Annotated in this window: 15 protein-coding genes and 1 other RNA gene; 4 read left to right on the forward strand and 12 right to left on the reverse strand. The window is 64.1% G+C overall.

Translation table 11 applies throughout. The features are described from left to right. Positions 1-5: 5 nt before the first annotated feature. The 9 genes from ACTIFF_RS12285 to pedF form a co-directional block, all read right to left on the reverse strand. Positions 6-329, reverse strand: a complete 324-nt coding sequence (locus ACTIFF_RS12285) for a YbaB/EbfC family nucleoid-associated protein (protein WP_069037841.1) — start codon at positions 327-329, stop codon at positions 6-8. A gap of 10 nt (positions 330-339) precedes the next feature. Then, a complete protein-coding gene (gene dnaX / locus ACTIFF_RS12290; RefSeq protein WP_439537084.1) occupies positions 340-2049 on the reverse strand; it encodes a DNA polymerase III subunit gamma/tau in 1710 nt (569 codons plus the stop codon). A gap of 61 nt (positions 2050-2110) precedes the next feature. Then, positions 2111-2209, reverse strand: an RNA gene (gene ffs, locus ACTIFF_RS12295) — signal recognition particle sRNA small type. A gap of 50 nt (positions 2210-2259) precedes the next feature. Further along, on the reverse strand, positions 2260-2562 hold the full coding sequence (locus ACTIFF_RS12300; RefSeq protein ID WP_257081307.1) for a hypothetical protein: 303 nt from the start codon (positions 2560-2562) through the stop codon (positions 2260-2262). 2 nt (positions 2563-2564) lie between these two features. Continuing rightward, complete coding sequence (thiS, locus tag ACTIFF_RS12305) at positions 2565-2819, reverse strand: sulfur carrier protein ThiS (protein ID WP_257081308.1); 255 nt, start codon at positions 2817-2819, stop codon at positions 2565-2567. A 2-nt stretch (positions 2820-2821) separates the two neighbouring features. Beyond that, on the reverse strand, positions 2822-4093 hold the full coding sequence (locus ACTIFF_RS12310) for an NAD(P)/FAD-dependent oxidoreductase (protein WP_439537085.1): 1272 nt from the start codon (positions 4091-4093) through the stop codon (positions 2822-2824). A gap of 63 nt (positions 4094-4156) precedes the next feature. Further along, positions 4157-6004 (reverse strand): aldehyde ferredoxin oxidoreductase family protein, encoded by a 1848-nt coding sequence (locus ACTIFF_RS12315; protein ID WP_439537086.1) that lies wholly within the window; start codon positions 6002-6004, stop codon positions 4157-4159. A gap of 20 nt (positions 6005-6024) precedes the next feature. Beyond that, on the reverse strand, positions 6025-6495 hold the full coding sequence (locus ACTIFF_RS12320; RefSeq protein WP_305632081.1) for a 4Fe-4S dicluster domain-containing protein: 471 nt from the start codon (positions 6493-6495) through the stop codon (positions 6025-6027). Between the two features lie 223 nt (positions 6496-6718). Further along, the gene (gene pedF / locus ACTIFF_RS12325; RefSeq protein WP_439537087.1) at positions 6719-7159 is read right to left on the reverse strand and encodes a cytochrome c-550 PedF; all 441 of its coding nucleotides are present in this window, start codon (positions 7157-7159) and stop codon (positions 6719-6721) included. 326 nt (positions 7160-7485) lie between these two features. Here pedF and ACTIFF_RS12330 point away from each other — a divergent pair, with 326 nt between their 5' ends. Beyond that, the gene (locus tag ACTIFF_RS12330; protein ID WP_439537088.1) at positions 7486-9447 is read left to right on the forward strand and encodes a sigma-54-dependent Fis family transcriptional regulator; all 1962 of its coding nucleotides are present in this window, start codon (positions 7486-7488) and stop codon (positions 9445-9447) included. Between the two features lie 162 nt (positions 9448-9609). On the opposite strand, the gene ACTIFF_RS12335 is transcribed toward ACTIFF_RS12330, so the two are convergent. From ACTIFF_RS12335 to ACTIFF_RS12345, 3 genes are all read right to left on the reverse strand, one after another. Further along, positions 9610-11364: a PQQ-dependent methanol/ethanol family dehydrogenase gene (locus ACTIFF_RS12335; protein ID WP_069037850.1), complete on the reverse strand. Its 1755-nt coding sequence runs from the start codon at positions 11362-11364 to the stop codon at positions 9610-9612. Positions 11365-11512: 148 nt separating this feature from the next. Next, on the reverse strand, positions 11513-12484 hold the full coding sequence (locus tag ACTIFF_RS12340; RefSeq protein ID WP_439537089.1) for a quinoprotein relay system zinc metallohydrolase 1: 972 nt from the start codon (positions 12482-12484) through the stop codon (positions 11513-11515). Further along, a complete protein-coding gene (locus ACTIFF_RS12345) occupies positions 12481-13230 on the reverse strand; it encodes a quinoprotein dehydrogenase-associated SoxYZ-like carrier (RefSeq protein WP_439537090.1) in 750 nt (249 codons plus the stop codon). The genes ACTIFF_RS12340 and ACTIFF_RS12345 overlap by 4 nt, the downstream gene beginning before the upstream one ends. 339 nt (positions 13231-13569) lie before the next feature. Here ACTIFF_RS12345 and ACTIFF_RS12350 point away from each other — a divergent pair, with 339 nt between their 5' ends. From ACTIFF_RS12350 to ACTIFF_RS12360, 3 genes are all read left to right on the forward strand, one after another. Next, on the forward strand, positions 13570-15432 hold the full coding sequence (locus ACTIFF_RS12350; protein ID WP_439537091.1) for a methanol/ethanol family PQQ-dependent dehydrogenase: 1863 nt from the start codon (positions 13570-13572) through the stop codon (positions 15430-15432). Between the two features lie 204 nt (positions 15433-15636). Next, positions 15637-16236: a pentapeptide repeat-containing protein gene (locus ACTIFF_RS12355; RefSeq protein WP_439537092.1), complete on the forward strand. Its 600-nt coding sequence runs from the start codon at positions 15637-15639 to the stop codon at positions 16234-16236. A gap of 27 nt (positions 16237-16263) precedes the next feature. Next, on the forward strand, positions 16264-16722 hold the full coding sequence (locus ACTIFF_RS12360; RefSeq protein WP_439537093.1) for a c-type cytochrome: 459 nt from the start codon (positions 16264-16266) through the stop codon (positions 16720-16722). The last annotated feature ends 7 nt before the right edge of the window (positions 16723-16729 follow it).

Genomic DNA, 16729 nt, shown 5'->3' on the forward strand with positions numbered 1-16729 from the left:
GGGAATCAGAACGGCAGCTTGAAGCCGGGCGGCAGGTTCAGGCCGGACGTGAAGCCGGCCATCTTCTCTGCCGTGGTCGCCTCGACCCGACGCACTGCGTCGTTCACCGCGGCGGCGAGCAGGTCTTCGAGCATTTCGCGGTCATCCATGACCGACGGGTCGATGCTGACGCGACGCACGTCGTGCTTGCAGGTCATGACGACCTTCACCATGCCGGCGCCGGACTGGCCCTCGACCTCGACGGTCGCGAGCTGGTCCTGCATCTTCTTCATGTTTTCCTGCATCTGCTGGGCCTGTTTCATCAGGCCACCGATGCCACCTTTCATCATGGTGCGATCCTCAAAGTGGTTTTATCGAGTCTTCGATCAGCCGGGCATCGAACTGTTCAATGACCTGCTGAACGAAGGGGTCGTTCCGCATCGCCTCGCGCGCCTGCTGCTCGCGCGCCTGCTGTTCGGCGGACAGTCGCTGCGCCACGGTCTGCGACACCGGGGCGCCGTGTTCGAACTGCAGTTGCACGGGCACGCCGAGCGCAGCCTGCACGGCGGCGCGCAACTTGTCCTGCGCGCTGCTGACCAGATGTGCCATCTCGCGCGGCAGGCGCAGGCGGATGCGTCCGCCGTCGCTGCCCAGCCATTCGCACTGGTGCGCGAGCTGGCGCGTCAGTGCAACGATGTCGAGCCGGTCGACCAGTGCGTGCCAGTCATCGTTGGAATGCAGCACGGCACCGACGGCCTGGACTTCTGCGGGCGTGGGCGAAGGCACCACATCGGACGCAAACGCGGAAGGTGCCTCAATATGCGGCGACGCGGATACCTGCGCGAGCGGTTCGCGCTCGACCGGCACGGGCGCGACGGCTGGCGCGGGCGTAACGACCAGCGGCAGCGGCGCGCTGGCGCGGGCCACGCGCGGTGGCGCCTGCAGCGCGGCACTTTGCCCGCGCGGTGTGGCCGCCAGCGGCGGCGGCGTGTCGGGACGGAACGCCAGCAGGCGCAGCAAGGTCATCGAAAAGCCGGTCACCTCATCGGGCGCCATCGGCAGATCATTGCAGCCCTGCACGACGATCTGGTAGGCCAGTTGCACCGATTCGGCATCCATTGCCTCGACGTAGGGCGCCAGGCGCAGTCGCTCGACGTCGTCGGTGATGGCGTCGGGTACCCGCTGCGCCATGGCGACGCGGTGCAGCAGCACGGCCAGTTCGCGCAGCGCCTGATCGAAATCGACGCTGCGCGCGCGCATCTGTTCGGTCAGCGCCATCAGCGCGGCGCCGTCGCCGGCGATGAGCGCATCGAGCACGAGGTAGAGGTGTTCGTCACCGACGGTGCCCAGCATGTCGAGCACATCCTGTTCGATCAGCCGCCCGGCGCCGTGGGCGATCGCCTGATCGAGCAACGACAGCGCATCGCGCATCGATCCCGCGGCGCCCTTGGAAATCGGCCGCAGTGCCGCCGGCTCGTACTCGACCTGTTCGGCGTCGAGCACGGCGGACAGATGACGCACGATGGCGTCCGGCTGCATCTGCTTCAGGTTGAACTGCAGGCAGCGGCTCAGCACCGTGACCGGAATTTTCTGCGGATCGGTCGTCGCAAGGATGAATTTCACATGCTCGGGCGGCTCTTCGAGCGTCTTCAGCATCGCGTTGAAGGCGTGGCCGGTCAGCATGTGGACTTCGTCGATCATGTAGACCTTGTAGCGGCCGCGCGCCGGGGCATAAGCCGCCTTTTCGAGCAGGGCCGCCATGTCGTCGACGCTGCGGTTGGACGCAGCGTCCATCTCGACGTAGTCAACGAAGCGCCCGGCGTCGATCTCGGTACAGGCGGCACAGATGCCGCAAGGCTTCGCCGTGATGCCGGTGTCGCAGTTCAGGCTCTTGGCGAGGATGCGGGCGATCGTCGTCTTGCCGACGCCGCGTGTGCCGGTGAACAGATAGGCGTGATGCAGGCGTTGCTGTTCCAGGGCATGGGTCAGTGCGCGCACGACGTGGTCCTGACCGATCAGCGTGTCGAAGCTGCGGGGACGCCACTTGCGCGCTAGAACCTGATAACTCATCGGAACGCTGGCGGGAGGGGAAGGATGGAAACCCGGGAGACGGATCCAGCAAAAAAGGAGGGGTGGCGAGCCTAACCCCCGGCACTCATGGTGAGCAGCTGTGGCTGCTTCCTTCCGGACCTGACCAGATTCACCGCGCCACGATGCGGGGAGACCCGCCACGCCGAATGATACCCCGAGCCGCCCGGCTTGGGCGACACCGGCGGCAAATTAGCCGCCGCCGCGCTGGAAGTGGCGATCGAAGCGCGCCATGAAATCCTGCATCACGGCGCCATCACGGGACGGAAACTCGATCTGCACGCGCAGCCTGGGAAGACTGAGCAGGCCGATGTTCAGCGCAGGCAGTTCCTCGGCCGTCAGTTGCCAGGTCTTGCCGCTGACCTGCTCGCCACGATGCACCAGTGGCAGTCCGACCGCGCCGGGCAGCATGTCGAAGAATTCGGCGCGACCGATGCTCATGACGCGCTCGACGCGCCCCGATTCCAGTTCGGCCGGCTTCAGCGGAAACGCCATGCTCACCCGCCGGCCACCGGCGGCCAGATGGCCAGCACGTCATTCTCGACCAGCGGATGCGCTTCGCGGCTGGCCGGCGGAATGTAGTGACCATTCACCAGCACCAGATGGACCAGGCGCTTGGGCAGCTGATGGCGATCGATCAGGTCGCCGACGGTGGTGCCGTCGGCGACCTCCATCGGCCACTCGTTGGTGCGCTTCGCCTCGTCCGGCAGATGATCCGACAGCGAGGCATAGAGCTTCAGCGTCACCCGCATCGTCAGTGCGCAACCCCGGCGATCGGCGCAGCGCTCTGCGCCTGGGCGCTCGACAGATAGGCTTCCATGACGCGCAGCGGGTCCTGCATCAGGCGTTCCTTCCAGGTGCCGAGCGGCGTGCGCGTCTGGATCAGGCCGCGCAGCACACCGACATGGTCGGTCAGGCCGATCGAGGTCGCGCCGACGAGCACATCGTCCTTGAACTGCAGGCTGATGTAGCGGAAGCGCTTGTCGTCGATCATTTCGACCGCATCGCCACCGTCGGCGCCCCACCACTGGCCGAACGACGCGGAGATCAGACCCAGCGTGTCGAGTACGTTGATCGCCATGGTGCCCTGCGATTGCGTGCTGCGGCCGGCCATGTTCATGGCCGCGATGCGGCCCTGATCAACCGCATTCGGCTGAATGGCGTTGACCAGGCGTTCGCCGGTCGAGAAATCGATCGCTTCGGCCACGTCCCCCGCCGCGAACACGCCCGGCACATTGGTTTCGCATCGTTCGTCGATCAGGATGCCGGTCGCGCAGGCAACGCCGCTGCCTTCGAGAAAGGCGACATTGGGCTTGACGCCGGCGGCAGCGATGATCAGGTCGGCCACCACTTCCTTGCCGTCGCCGAGCGTGGCGACCAGGGCATCGCCGTCCTGACGGATCGCCGTGACACGCGCCTTCGTATGGACGGTCACACCCTTCTGTTCGACCCAGCGCGCGATCATGCTGCCCGCCTTCGACGTCATCATGCGCGGCACCATGCGGTCGCCCATTTCGACGATATCGAGCTTCACGCCGCGCGAGGCCAGCGCCTTCATGATGATGCAGCCGATGAAGCCGGCGCCGATCTGCAGCACGCGCGCACCCTTCTTTGCCTTGGCGGCGATGTGGCGCGCATCTTCAAGCGTCCAGCAACTGTGAACATTGGGCGAATCGATACCCGGTACGGGCAGGCGCAGCGGGTGCGAACCGGTGCAGATCAGCAGCCTGTCATACGGCAGTGCGGTACCGTCCTCGAGATGTACCGTGCGGCTGGCGGTGTCGAGCGACTTCGCGCGCCCGAGCACTTCGCGAATGCGCAGCGATTCGAAGTGGCCGTCGGTCTTGCGCAGCCAGGTGCCCTTCTCTTCGATGTTGCCGACCAGCAGATAGGGAATGGCCATGCGCGAATACGGCCGCTCAGGTTCATCGCCGATCATGACGATGTCGGCCGACGCATCCGCGCGGCGCAGGGCCTCTGCGGCCACCACGCCGGCCGGGCCGTTGCCGATGATCACGTGTTTCATGTTTGTTCCTGTCGAAATGCGCCGCGCCCCGAAGGGCGCGGCGAGGTCAGGGGTCGCGCCCGATCACAGGCCCAGGCGGGCGACGGTCTCGGCGGTCGGACGACCTTCCGGATCCCAGCCACGCAGGTCGTAGTACTCGGGAATCATCTTGTCGATACCCGATACCAGGCCCTTGGCCGGACCGACCTTGGCCGCTTCCGTCTTCAGACGGGCCGGCAGGTCGTCATCCTTGCGGGTGAAGCCGGCTGCGTTGTTGAACTGGCGCTCCATGTTCCAGATACGCTCGCCCATCAGGTCCAGCTTTTCCATCGACCAATCGCCTTCGCACGCCGCCTGCAACTGCGGCTGGATGTCCGAAAGCGCCCAGGCGAAGGTCGTGAATACGCACAGGCCGGTCGAATCGACCACTGCTGTCGCGTCCTGGAACGCCTTGACCAGCGCCGGCTTGCCTTCGGTGGTCAGCGGATCGGTCTTGACCGGAATGCCCAGCACTTCCGACGAAATCGTGTACGAACGCAGGTGGCAGGCACCGCGGTTCGAAGTTGCGTAGGTCAGGCCCATGCCCTGTACCGCGCGCGCGTCGTAGGCCGGGAATTCCTGGCCCTTGACCGACATCGACAGCTCCGGATGGCCGTACTTTTCACACAGACGCTTGGAACCGAGGCCGATGATCTTGCCGAAGCCTTCGCCGCGCGCAGTGATTTCGGTCAGGTAGGTCAGTGCCTTGGCGGAACCGAAAGGCGCTTCGATGCCGATTTCTTCCTTCGTCAGCACGCCCATTTCGTACAGTTCCATCACGGCGCCGATGGTCGCGCCGAAGGAAATCGGGTCGAAACCGTCTTCATTGCAGAGCATGGTGGCGTACTGCAGCGCATCGAGATCATCGACGCCATTGGCACAGCCCAGCGCCCACGCGGCTTCGTATTCCAGACCACCGGATGCGCCCCAGTACTTCGGGCTGTTGACCACGGTGTAGTGCGTGGCGTCGATCTTGGAGATGCGGCCACAGGCGATGGTGCAGCCGAAACAGGCCTGGTTGTTGATCAATTGCGCCTTGCCGTCGCTTTCGCGCGGCTCGTGCATCGCTTCGGCCGAAATCTTGCGCGCGCCTTCGAACTGCACGTCCTTGTGGTTGCGCGTAGGCATGGCGCCGATTTCGTTGATCACGTTCATCAGCACCTGCGTGCCGTAGGTCGGCAGGCCCTGACCGGTGACCGCGTTGTCCTTGAGGATCTTCTTCTTCTCGAAGGTGACCTTCATGAACTCCTTCGGATTGGCAATGTTGCCCACGCCGAGCGTGCCGCGCACCGCGATCGCCTTCAGGTTCTTCGAACCGGCGACGGCGCCGACGCCTGAGCGGCCGGCGGCACGATGCAGGTCATTGACGATGGCGGCGTACAGCACACCGTTCTCGCCCGTGCGGCCGATGCAGGACACGCGGATCTGCGGGTCCTGGTGTTCCGACTTGATCTGACCTTCGGTTTCCCACACGGTCTTGCCCCACAGATGAGAGGCATCGCGCAACTCGACCTTGTCGTTCTCGATCGACAGATAGACCGGGCTTGATGCACGGCCCTCGATGATGACCATGTCCCAACCGGCGAACTTCAGTTCGGCGCCGAAGTAGCCGCCCGAGTTCGAACAGGCGATCGCGCCGGTCAGCGGGCCCTTGGTGACGACCGAATAGCGGCCGCCGGTGGAGGCCATCGTGCCGGTCAGCGGGCCGGTCGCCCAGATGATCTTGTTGTCCGGCGACAGCGGATCGACCTTCGGATCGATTTCCGACGCCAGGTATTTCGTCGCCAGTCCGCGCTGACCCAGATAGTCGTGCGCCCACTCCATGTTGAGCGGCTCGCTCGTACAGGTGCGGTCGGTCAGATTTACGCGGAGTATTTTACGTGTCCATGCCATGTCAGTATCCCTTTCGGTGGTCAGGCAGACGGATTGCCGAGCTTGTCGGCCCACTGGCGCATGCGCTCCAGCCCGGTCCAGTTTGCATCGACATAGGTGATGGCACCGGTCGGACAGGCTTCGGCACAGGCCGGGTCACCACCGCACAGATCGCACTTCTGGACCTTGCCGGTTTCGGCGACGTAATTCACGGTGCCGAACGGACAGGCGATCGTGCACACCTTGCAGCCCACACAGACATCCTCGAGCACGACCTTGGCGCCATTGGTCTTGTCGAGCTTGATCGCCTCGACCGGACAGGCGTGCATGCACCAGGCTTCGTCACACTGCGTACAGGTGTAAGGCACCTTGGCGCCGGTGTGGTGGAACTCGAACACCTTGATGCGCGACAACGAATTGTTGAAGACCCCGTAGTTCTCGAATGAACAGGCCATTTCGCACTGCAGGCAGCTGGTGCATTTCGAGGGGTCTATGTGTAGTGATTTCTGCATGTTCAGTCGCTCCTCCACATTCTGGGCGAATCTTTGTGTGGTTCGACGCACGGGTGCGCCGGCTATGAAAAACGCTTCATATTTTAGCGCCCGGATTTTCCCCGCGGGGAGCCTTTCGGCGGGTCAGCGCGGGGATTGAGTGCGGCGGGTGTGTTCAATGCGTCCAGATGTCCAGAATCTGGACATCTGGACACTTGCGACGCAGAGAGCGCCGCGTTGACGCTTACGGTTCGTAGCGCGTATCGAGATAGCTGCGAATGGCCCACATGGCTTCCTGCGCCATCGTGCCTTCGAACGGCGGCATGTATACAGCGCCGTTGCGCACGCGTCCGCGGCGGACCGTGTTGATGAAGTAATCGTCCGTTTCGGCGTCGAGCGGCAACATCCGGAGATCCGGTGCGATACCGCCGCTGATGGCTTCCAGTCCATGGCAACGCGCACAGTTCTGGTTGTAGGCCGAAGTACCGACGCGGATGGCTTCCTTGTCGCCACGGTACGGGTTTTCCTTCTTCCATTCCGCGCCGAGCGGCTTGAGCGCGCTCACGTCGACCGACTGCGGCACCACGTCGCCGTGTGCTTCGACGCGCATCGTGGTCGCCGCGCCCAACGTAATCAACGCGGTACAGACCAGCGTTGCCTTGAAAATCCGGTTACCTGCTTTCATCACTCCTCCGTAAATATCCGTTACTGCAACACAATATGCGACCCCAGATCGATAGCAGGATGCGTGCCACGTTAGACTTGAAGGCTTACCGTCCGGCAATACCCTGGTGCGGCAACGACGACAACGCGCAGCGCGGCAGGTCCGCATACAGCCGGACAACATGATGCCCCAGGAGCGCGGATGCGCGTACGCCCTAGGTGCAGCGGCGCTTCAGGCCTTACTATCTCGCATGGACGGTTTGTGGGGCACTATCGATTGCCCTTCGCGTCACACGCCAGAGCCGGCATCACCGGCCATCGCGCGTGGTTCAGGGTTCGGAGGAGAGCATGGATTTGACAACGACCGACGGCGTGCGCAGTGCGCAGGCCCACGAAATCATGCGCAGCGAGGGCGAAGTCCCCGCGGGCGTGCTGCCGGCCCTGATCGAAACGTCCTGGAGCCGATGCATCAGTCGCGGCCTCGATGCCGACAGCTGCAACAAGGAGGTCGAGCGCGCGCGTCGCGACGTCCTGCTGACCGAGCGGGAGCGAAACGAATGCCTGCTCAAGCATGCCGCTCCAGTCATGAACGGCCTGTATGCACAGATCGCCCGCTCCGGCAGCATGATCGTGCTGACCAACGCGTCCGGCTTCATCATCCATTCGGTCGGCGACCAGAGCTTTCTCGACCGAGCATCGAAAGTCGCGCTGTCGCCGGGCGTCGAGTGGTCGGAAGAAAGCAAGGGCACCAATGCGATCGGCACTGCGCTGGTCGAACAGGCGCCGGTGTCGGTGCACGGCTCGCAGCATTTCTTTTCGGCCAATCACTTCCTGAGTTGCTCGGCATCGCCGATTTTCGATCCGTGCAGCCGCATGCTGGGCGTGCTCGATGTGACCGGCGATTCGCGCACGCCGTCGCACCACAGCCTGGCGCTGATCAACCTGGCGGTTCAGACGATCGAGAATCAGCTGTTCGCGCATGCTTTTCCGGAGGGCTTTCTGCTGCACTGCCATGTTCAGCACGAACTGATCGGCACAGTATTCGAGGCCCTGCTTGCGTTTGACCAGGAAGGTCGTGTGCTGTCGGCCAATCGCAGCGCCTGTCGGCTGATCGGTCGCAGCCACGCGGAATTGATGAATCACAGCTTTTCGTCGATGTTCGACAAGTCGCTGAGCGCACTGTACGACCCGCTGATGCGGGGCACCGACATCATCGAATTGCGATTGTTCGGCGGCCGCACACTGTTCGGCCGGCCGCGGCCGGGTGTGCAGGCACGCCCGCCGGCACGCGTGTTCAGCATGGACGTTCCTCGCCACGACGCCGCCACTGCGCTGCGCCTGCCGGCAGACGCCAACCGCGGGCTGGAGCGACTGAGCACCGGCGACGCGCAGATGAATGCCGTCGTGGAAAAGGTGAAGCGTGTGCTCGGCCGCGACATTCCGGTGCTGATCCAGGGCGAGACCGGCACCGGCAAGGAACTGCTGGCACGCGCCATTCACGACGAAGGCCCGCGTCGCGACCAGAATTTTGTCGCGGTCAATTGCGCCGCGATTCCGGATGGCCTGATCGAATCCGAACTGTTCGGTTACGAAGATGGCGCGTTCACCGGTGCCCGGCGCAAGGGCTACGCGGGCCGCATCATGCAGGCCGATGGCGGCACGCTGTTCCTGGACGAGATCGGCGACATGCCACTCGCGCTGCAGGCACGCCTGCTGCGCGTGCTGCAGGAACGCAATGTGGTGCCGCTGGGCAGCGGCCGAGCCACCCCGGTCGACCTGTCCATCATCTGTGCCACCCACCGCAAGCTGCGTGATCTGGTCGCTCAGGGCATGTTCCGCGCCGACCTCTACTACCGGCTCAACGGGCTGACCGTCATGCTGCCGCCGCTGCGCGAACGCAGCGATCTGCGCGCGCTGGTGCAGCGCATCCTCGACAGCGAGTCGTCGATTCCGCGCGGCCTGAGCATCGATGACGAGGTGCTCGCGCTGTTCGAACGCCATCCGTGGCCCGGCAATATGCGTCAGTTGGCCAATCTGCTGCGCACCGCCGGCGTCATGGCGGCCGACGATGGCGTGATCGGCCGGCCTCATCTGCCGGACGACTTCATCGACGAACTGGATCATCAGCCTGTCGGCAGCGGGCTCGCACCCGAAGGCGCGCCGGGCGTCGCCGCGCCGTGCGATCTGGACAGCCTGACCCTGCGCGCAATCCGCGAGTCGCTGTCGCGCAACGACGGTAACGTCGCGGCGACGGCGCGCGAACTCGGGATCAGCCGCACCACGCTCTACCGCAAGCTCAAGGAAGGTTGACGGGGAGGCCGGGCGAGAAATCGAGGGGCAAAAAAAAGCCGGCCTTGTGAGCCGGCTAAAGAGCCATGTCCTGCTGAAGAGATGCCGTGCCTGAAAACACTGAAACAGACACGGCACAGGAGCCAATGCAAGCGTCGTGCCTGCATTGGTCCATTCTGCGAATTACTTGTGCAGCTTGAACACCCACATCGAACCACCCTGATTCAGGTAGTTCACCTTCTTGGCGACATCGCCACCCCACAGCGGCACTGCGCCGCCCCAGCCGGTAGCGACCGCGACGTACTGCTCGCCGTCCTGTTCCCACGTGATCGGGGGAGCGACGATGCCGGTTCCGGTCTGGAAGGACCACACTTCCTTGCCCGTCTTTGCATCGGCCGCCTTCAGGAAGCCTTCCGGGGTACCCCAGAACACCAGGCCGCCCTTGGTGGTCATCGCACCGCCCCACAGCGGCGCGTTGTTGGTGACTTCCCATACGATCTTGCCGGTCTTCGGATCCACCGCGCGCAGGGCGCCGATGTACTTGTCCTCGATGGTCTTGATCGTGAAGCCGGCACCCAGATAGGCCGCACCCTTCTTGTAGGTGATCGGTTCGTTCCAGATTTCCATGCCCCACTCATTGGCCGGCACGTAGAACAGACCGGTGTCCGGGCTGTAGGCCATCGGCATCTGGTTCTTGCCGCCGAGGAAGGACGGCGCCGAGAACACGGATTCCCCCTTCTTGCCGTCGGCGCCCTTGGCCGGGTCGCCGGGGCGGTTGGCCGGATCGAAGATCGGCCTGCCGTTGGCGTCAAGACCCTTGGCCCAGGTGATCTTGTTCACGAACGGGAAGCCGCGCTCGAACTTGCCGGTGTTGGCATCCAGAACGTAGAAGAACCCGTTGCGGTCAGCCTTGCCGCCCATGCGCTTGCCGCCCATGTCGAAGGTGACGAATTCGTTCGAGCCGTCGTAGTCCCAGCCGTCGTTGGGCGTATTCTGGAAGTGCCATTTGATCTGTCCGGTAGCCACATCAATCGCAACCGTCGAACACGAATAAAGATTGTCGCCGGGGCGCAGATGGCTGTTCCACGGTGCCGGATTGCCGGTCCCGAAGTAGGCCAGACCCGTCCTGGCATCATAGCTGCCGCCCATCCAGGTCGAGGCACCGCCGGTCTTCCAAAGGTCACCTGGCCAGGTTGCGTTGGTCGTTCCGCTGATGCCGTTTTCGATCTTCTTGCCTGCCGCGTCGTACTTGTAGCCCATGTGACCTTCTACGGTCGGGCGCGACCACACCATCTTGCCTGTCTTCGGATCGCGAGCCTCCACGCGGCCGACGACGCCGAATTCACCGCCGGACATGCCGGTCAGCAGCAGGCCCTTGGCAATGATCGGAGCAGCCGTACTCGAGTAGCCGGCCTGATAGTCGTCGATCTTTTCCTTCCACACGACCTTGCCGGTGTTCTGGTCAAGCGCAACGAGCTGCGCGTCCAGCGTGCTGAAAATGACCAGATTGTCGTACACCGCTGCACCGCGATTCACTACGTCACAACATGGCATGATGCCGTCCGGCAGGCGATGTTCGTACTGCCACAACTTGGCGCCGGTCTTGGCGTCCAGCGCGTACAGGCGCGAGTACGAACCGGTCACGAACATTTTGCCGTCGACGATAAGCGGCTGCGATTCCTGACCGCGCTGCTTTTCCCCACCGAAGGAGAAGGACCAGGCCGGAACCAGGTTCTTGACGTTGCCGACGTTGATCTTGTCGAGCGGGCTGTAGCGCTGGCCTTCCGTGCCCATGCCCCACGACAGAACGCTGGTCGTGGTTTTGCCGTCGGCTTCGATGTCCTTGTCGGTGACGCCGGCCATGACCTGCGGTGCAGCCAGCGCAGCGAATGCAGACAGCAGGACGCCGGACAGCGTCGTGGTACGCAAACCTTTCATACTTCCTCCTCAGTGGTGAGTTTGTCTCTTGATTGCCGGGATGCTTTCCCTGGATCGGCGACGAGAGATCGCAAGAAGCGGGCCAAGTACAAACGAGGGGGAAATACGGTCGCGCCGCCTTGCGAGCGGCGCGAAACAGGTCAGGTGTTCATTTTTGTTTCAATCGGGACGGTGCAGCAGTGTTCAGTGTCTGCTGTTCGTAGCGGCTGTACAGGTGCGTCACCGAACGTTCGAATTCGCTGCGCGCCAGCGGCATCCCCGCAAAACGTTCCGGCAGCGGCAGCACCATCACCTCCGCCATGTCCATCCCGCTGGTCGCCGCGCGATTGAGTGTGTCGTCGAGCCAGTCGAGCCAGTCGCGCGTCTGGCCGACGCCGCGCCGGTCGTCATGCACCGGGCCATGCCCGGGCAGTGTGCGCTTCACCGGGAGTGCGGCCAGCGTATCGAGCGCCGTGCGCCAATGGCTGAGCGAGGCGTGCGGCGTGGTGGGTGCGCGGTCGAGGAAGATCAGGTCTCCGGCGTACAGCACGCCGGTGGTGCGGTCAAAAACCGCCAGATCGCCGCCGGTATGCCCTTCCAGCGCGATCAACTCGAAGTCGTGGCCGCCAATGGTCTGTCGTCCCGCTTGCGCCGCCTGGTCCGCCACAGTGACTTCGGTACCGGAAAGCCAATCACCGGCCATGCGGTACATGTTGTCAGCGAACGCCCCGCCCTGCTCCCGCATGCCGGCCTGCGCAGCCGGCAGCGCCGCGGTGGGCACGCCGGCGAATGCCTGGTTGCCGAGGAAGTGATCCGGGTGCTGATGGGTGTTGAACACCCGGATGATCGGACGATCGGTCACGCGGGCGATGGCCGCCCGCATCTGCTCGCCGTAGCGGCGCGACGGACCGGTGTCGATCACCACGACGCCGTCGGCCGTCACGACGAAGGCGGTATTGACGATATTGCCGCCGTTGGTGCGGGTGATGTCCTCGGTCCGGCCGACGAAAGCCCAGCTGTTATCGGCGATCTTCTGCGGCACGAGGCCGTAGTCGTAACGGTCCGCGGCAGTTTGATCGGCCGCGTGCACCAGCGGCGTGCCACAGGCCAGCACCAGGGCGAGCAGGCAGCGCCCGATCATGGCTGCACCATCGCGTCGATGCGGTTGCCGTTGTTGTCGCGACCGACCACGCGCAACGCCGCCTTGCCGGTATCCGGCAGGTCGAACGAGAACACCGGGTTTTCGCTCAGCGGTTCGAAGGTTTCCATGCGCAGCATGGCCTCGCCACTGGCATCCTCGACCGCCAGCTGTTCAATGTAGAAGGCCGGAATACCCGGCGCGAGGCCGGTATCCATCGGATGCATGATGCGCAGCCGCACACGCTGGTTCTGGCCGTCGTGGAAGACACGCGCCTGCACCTGGTTCAGCGTGCTGGCCCAGTCCGGCGCGCTGCGACCCGTGCTGGGCGCCGTGCAGCCGCCGCCCGCCGCATCGACCCACACACCGCCCGCATACCACTTGCCGTCACCCGTCTGCACCAGCGCGCGGATCGGGCTGGCCTGCTGCAGCTTGATGCGGAAGGACAGGCCGGGTTGCGCCAGCAGCGGCTGGTAGTCCAGCACCTTGACGATGGGGTTGAAGTCGGCAATGACCAGCACGCGCTTCACATCGGGCAGGTTCCGGAACTTGATCGTGACTGGCACGTTCATCGAATCCTCGGCCACCTTGGGCGCCAGCACCTCGATCCGAGAATCGAAGGTGACCGGCGCATTGCCGGCATATTCGCGCTGCAGGTCGGGCCAGCGCGAGGAACCCAGCGGGTCGGCTGCACCCGCGGCTGCGCAAAGCCCCAGCGCCAGCGCGAAGGCCATCAATAACTGCTTCATCGGGATCCACTCCTCGTTTTCGATCTTTGTGTCAGTGCAACGCCATCATCCTGCAAGCAAGTCGAGGGCCATCGACCGCAATAGACACCCTGACCCTTCAACCGCCGGTATCCGAGGCGCGAGCTTAACGCCATGCGGCTGTCTCAGGGCGCGACATCAAGGTGTCCAACCGTGGGACACCCACAGACACCGGGACCGACTCCCTGCTTCAGCGGGCATTTTCTACCAACAGCTTGCGACCGGCCTGCCTACGCTACAGTGCGTGTCGCAGCCTGTCACCCGGATGCCATGGCGAGCCGCGACGCCGACACGACACATCACACTGAAAGAGGAGTCAGGATGAAAACGTTTTCACTGAAGAACCCGGCACTTTGCATCGCGCTCGGCGCGCTGCTGGCCAGCCCGGCCCACGCCGCAAAGACGGTGAGCTGGGAAGACATCGTCAACGACGACAAGACGACCGGCGACGTGCTGACCTACGGCCTGGGCATGAAGGCCCAGCGTCACAGCCCGCTGAAGCAGATCAACACGAAAACCGTATCGGCGCTCTCCCCCGCCTGGTCCTACTCCTTCGGCGGCGAAAAGCAGCGCGGCCAGCAAGGGCAGGCGCTGGTGCACGACGGCGTCATCTACATCACCGGTTCCTACTCGCGCATGTATGCCGTCGAAGCCAGGACCGGCAAGCGGCTGTGGACCTATGAGCACCGCCTGCCCGACGACATCCGCCCGTGCTGCGACGTGGTCAATCGCGGCGCCGCCATCTACGGCGACAAGGTGTACTTCGGCACGCTGGACGCCGGCATGGTCGCGCTGAACAAGGACACCGGCAAGGTCGTCTGGTCGAAGAAGTGGGGCGACCACAAGATCGGCTACACGATGACCGGCGCGCCGTTTGTCGTGAAGGACCAGAAGAGCGGTCGCGTGATGCTGGTGCATGGCTCGTCGGGTGACGAATTCGGCGTGATCGGCTATCTGTTCGCCCGCGACGTCGATACCGGCGAGGAAATCTGGGCACGCCCGATGGTCGAAGGCCACATGGGCCGTCTGAACGGCAAGGACAGCACGCCGACGGGCGACGCCAAGGCACCCAGCTGGCCGGATGACCCCAGCTCGCCGACCGGCAAGGTCGAAGCCTGGAGTCATGGCGGTGGAGCCCCCTGGCAGACCGCCTCGTTCGACGTCGAACAGAACATGGTCGTGATCGGTACCGGCAACCCGGCACCGTGGAACACCTGGAAGCGCACCAAGGAAGGCGACAGCCCGAGCAAGTGGCCCAGCCTGTTCACGTCCGGCCAGGCCTATGTCGATGCATCGAGCGGCGAACTGAAAGGCTTCTTCTCGCACACGCCGAATGATGCCTGGGACTTCTCGGGCAACAATTCGGTGCTGCTGTTCGAATACAAGGACCCGAAGACCGGCAAGCAGATCAAGGCATCGGCACACGCCGATCGCAACGGCTACTTCTTCGTGACCGACCGCGAAAAGCTCGCGACCGGTGCCGGCTACCCGTGGAAGCAGACGGCGCTGATCGGCGCCTGGCCGTTCGTCGATGGCATCACCTGGACCAAGGGATTCGACCTGAAGACCGGCATGCCCAATGTGGTCGAAAGCCAGTATCCGCCGAAGCCGAAGGCCGGTGAAGAAAAGGGCGAAAGCATTTTCGTGTCACCGCCCTTTCTCGGCGGCACCAACTGGATGCCCATGTCGTACAGCCCTGCGACCGAGTTGTTCTACATTCCGGGCAACCACTGGGCGATGGACTACTGGGCGGAAAACGTCACCTACAAGGCGGGTGCGGCCTACCTCGGCCAGGGCTTCCGCATCAAGAAGCTGTTCGACGACCATGTGGGCATCCTGCGCGCGATCGATCCGAAGACCGGCAAGATCGCCTGGGAACACAAGGAGCAGTTCCCGCTGTGGGCCGGTACGCTGACCACCGCCGGCGGCCTGTTGTTCACGGGTACGTCGGACGGCTATGTGAAGGCCTTCGACGCGAAGACCGGCAAGGAAATGTGGAAATTCCAGACCGGTTCCGGCGTCGTATCGGTCCCCATCACGTGGGAACAGGACGGCGAACAGTACGTCGGTATCGCGTCCGGTTACGGCGGCGCCGTGCCGCTGTGGGGTGGCGACATGGCGGAGCTGACCAAACAGGTGAATCAGGGCGGCTCGTTCTGGGCCTTCAAGCTGCCGAAGCGTTGATGTAGCGGGGCCGCTGCGCCCCGTTGTGTCCTCCTCAGGCGGGCCGTCACGTCATTCGGCGGTCCGTTCCTTTATTCCTGGTCGTCGCGACCGAGCATGGAAAAACAGCGGTCACTCCTCCGCTGGTCTCCCCGCCGAAGCTACCCGGGCACCACTCGTCGCGCCCGGGACCGTGACGATCAGGTTTCTTTTCCGGATCTACCCATGAAGCTTTCGCGCATCTTCGCCTTCTGTGTGCTGCTTGGCAGCCTGACGGCCCCGACCCATGCCGTGGATGCATCGCCCGCCCAGGACTTGCATGAAGAAGTGCTGGTCATCAATGGCTGCCCCATCTGGCCCTACACCCGCTGCCCCGGCGTGGATCTCAGTCACGCCGACCTGTCGCTGCGCGATCTCGCGGGCGCCGATCTGACGGGTGCAAAACTGGTGCGTGCCGACCTGCGCAGCGCCAATCTGGCGGGCGCCATGCTGGATGGTGCCGATCTGAGCGCCGCGAAGGTACAGAAGGCGAACATCCCGGCCGCGTCGCTGCGCGGCGCCAGGCTCATTGCCACCGATCTCGAGTTCGCGCGCATGTTCCGCGCCGACCTCAGCAATGCCGACCTGTCGATGGCGAACATGGAAGCCGCCCGCGCCACCCACGTGCGGCTGAACGGCGCCCGGCTGATCGACGTGAACATGCAGGAAACCAAGTTCCAGGAAGCCGACTTTCGCAATGCTGTCATGAAGAACTGCTTCACCCGCTTTGCCGTGTTCCTCGACGTGAGCTTCGAAGGCTGCGACGGCTGTCCGGTGGACTGGTAAGCCCGATCAACGATACCGAGACCCGACATGACACACCGACTGTTCGCCCCGCTGCTCGCCACTGCCCTGTTCGTACTGGCGGGCACTGCATTCGCCGAGCGGCCTCCGGCGCCGCTGACCGACACCTCATCCCTGCCCGTGCTGGGCGATGTCTGGCGCGATGCCAACCCCTATCGTGACGACGAGACGATCGCCGCGGTAGGGCGCACGCTGTACAACGAAACCTGTTCGAAATGCCATGGCCCGGACATGAACGCCAAGGGCCACCCTGCCCCGCCGCTGCGCCGGCTGCAGCGCTACTGCCGGAAGGTGCAGGACGCCGCGCTGAAGACACGCTGCCTGGCCGATGTCGATCACTACTTCGTGACCACGGTGAAGCAGGGCAAATACATTCTGGGTGTTGAACACATGCCCGCATGGGACGGCATCCTGAAGCAGGAAGCCGTGTGGGCCATCAAGACCTACGTCGATTTGCGCAGCCGCTGAGCGGCCC

Origin of the sequence: Methyloversatilis sp., from assembly GCF_051861465.1 — a bacterium.
Lineage (GTDB): Bacteria > Pseudomonadota > Gammaproteobacteria > Burkholderiales > Rhodocyclaceae > Methyloversatilis.

Coding starts and splice junctions, on each gene's coding strand:
- ACTIFF_RS12285 (WP_069037841.1), bottom strand. CDS start 329: ATGATGAAAGGTGGCATCGGTGGCCTGATGAAACAGGCCCAGCAGATG.
- dnaX (WP_439537084.1), bottom strand. CDS start 2,049: ATGAGTTATCAGGTTCTAGCGCGCAAGTGGCGTCCCCGCAGCTTCGAC.
- ACTIFF_RS12300 (WP_257081307.1), bottom strand. CDS start 2,562: ATGGCGTTTCCGCTGAAGCCGGCCGAACTGGAATCGGGGCGCGTCGAG.
- thiS (WP_257081308.1), bottom strand. CDS start 2,819: ATGCGGGTGACGCTGAAGCTCTATGCCTCGCTGTCGGATCATCTGCCG.
- ACTIFF_RS12310 (WP_439537085.1), bottom strand. CDS start 4,093: ATGAAACACGTGATCATCGGCAACGGCCCGGCCGGCGTGGTGGCCGCA.
- ACTIFF_RS12315 (WP_439537086.1), bottom strand. CDS start 6,004: ATGGCATGGACACGTAAAATACTCCGCGTAAATCTGACCGACCGCACC.
- ACTIFF_RS12320 (WP_305632081.1), bottom strand. CDS start 6,495: ATGCAGAAATCACTACACATAGACCCCTCGAAATGCACCAGCTGCCTG.
- pedF (WP_439537087.1), bottom strand. CDS start 7,159: ATGAAAGCAGGTAACCGGATTTTCAAGGCAACGCTGGTCTGTACCGCG.
- ACTIFF_RS12330 (WP_439537088.1), top strand. CDS start 7,486: ATGGATTTGACAACGACCGACGGCGTGCGCAGTGCGCAGGCCCACGAA.
- ACTIFF_RS12335 (WP_069037850.1), bottom strand. CDS start 11,364: ATGAAAGGTTTGCGTACCACGACGCTGTCCGGCGTCCTGCTGTCTGCA.
- ACTIFF_RS12340 (WP_439537089.1), bottom strand. CDS start 12,484: ATGATCGGGCGCTGCCTGCTCGCCCTGGTGCTGGCCTGTGGCACGCCG.
- ACTIFF_RS12345 (WP_439537090.1), bottom strand. CDS start 13,230: ATGAAGCAGTTATTGATGGCCTTCGCGCTGGCGCTGGGGCTTTGCGCA.
- ACTIFF_RS12350 (WP_439537091.1), top strand. CDS start 13,570: ATGAAAACGTTTTCACTGAAGAACCCGGCACTTTGCATCGCGCTCGGC.
- ACTIFF_RS12355 (WP_439537092.1), top strand. CDS start 15,637: ATGAAGCTTTCGCGCATCTTCGCCTTCTGTGTGCTGCTTGGCAGCCTG.
- ACTIFF_RS12360 (WP_439537093.1), top strand. CDS start 16,264: ATGACACACCGACTGTTCGCCCCGCTGCTCGCCACTGCCCTGTTCGTA.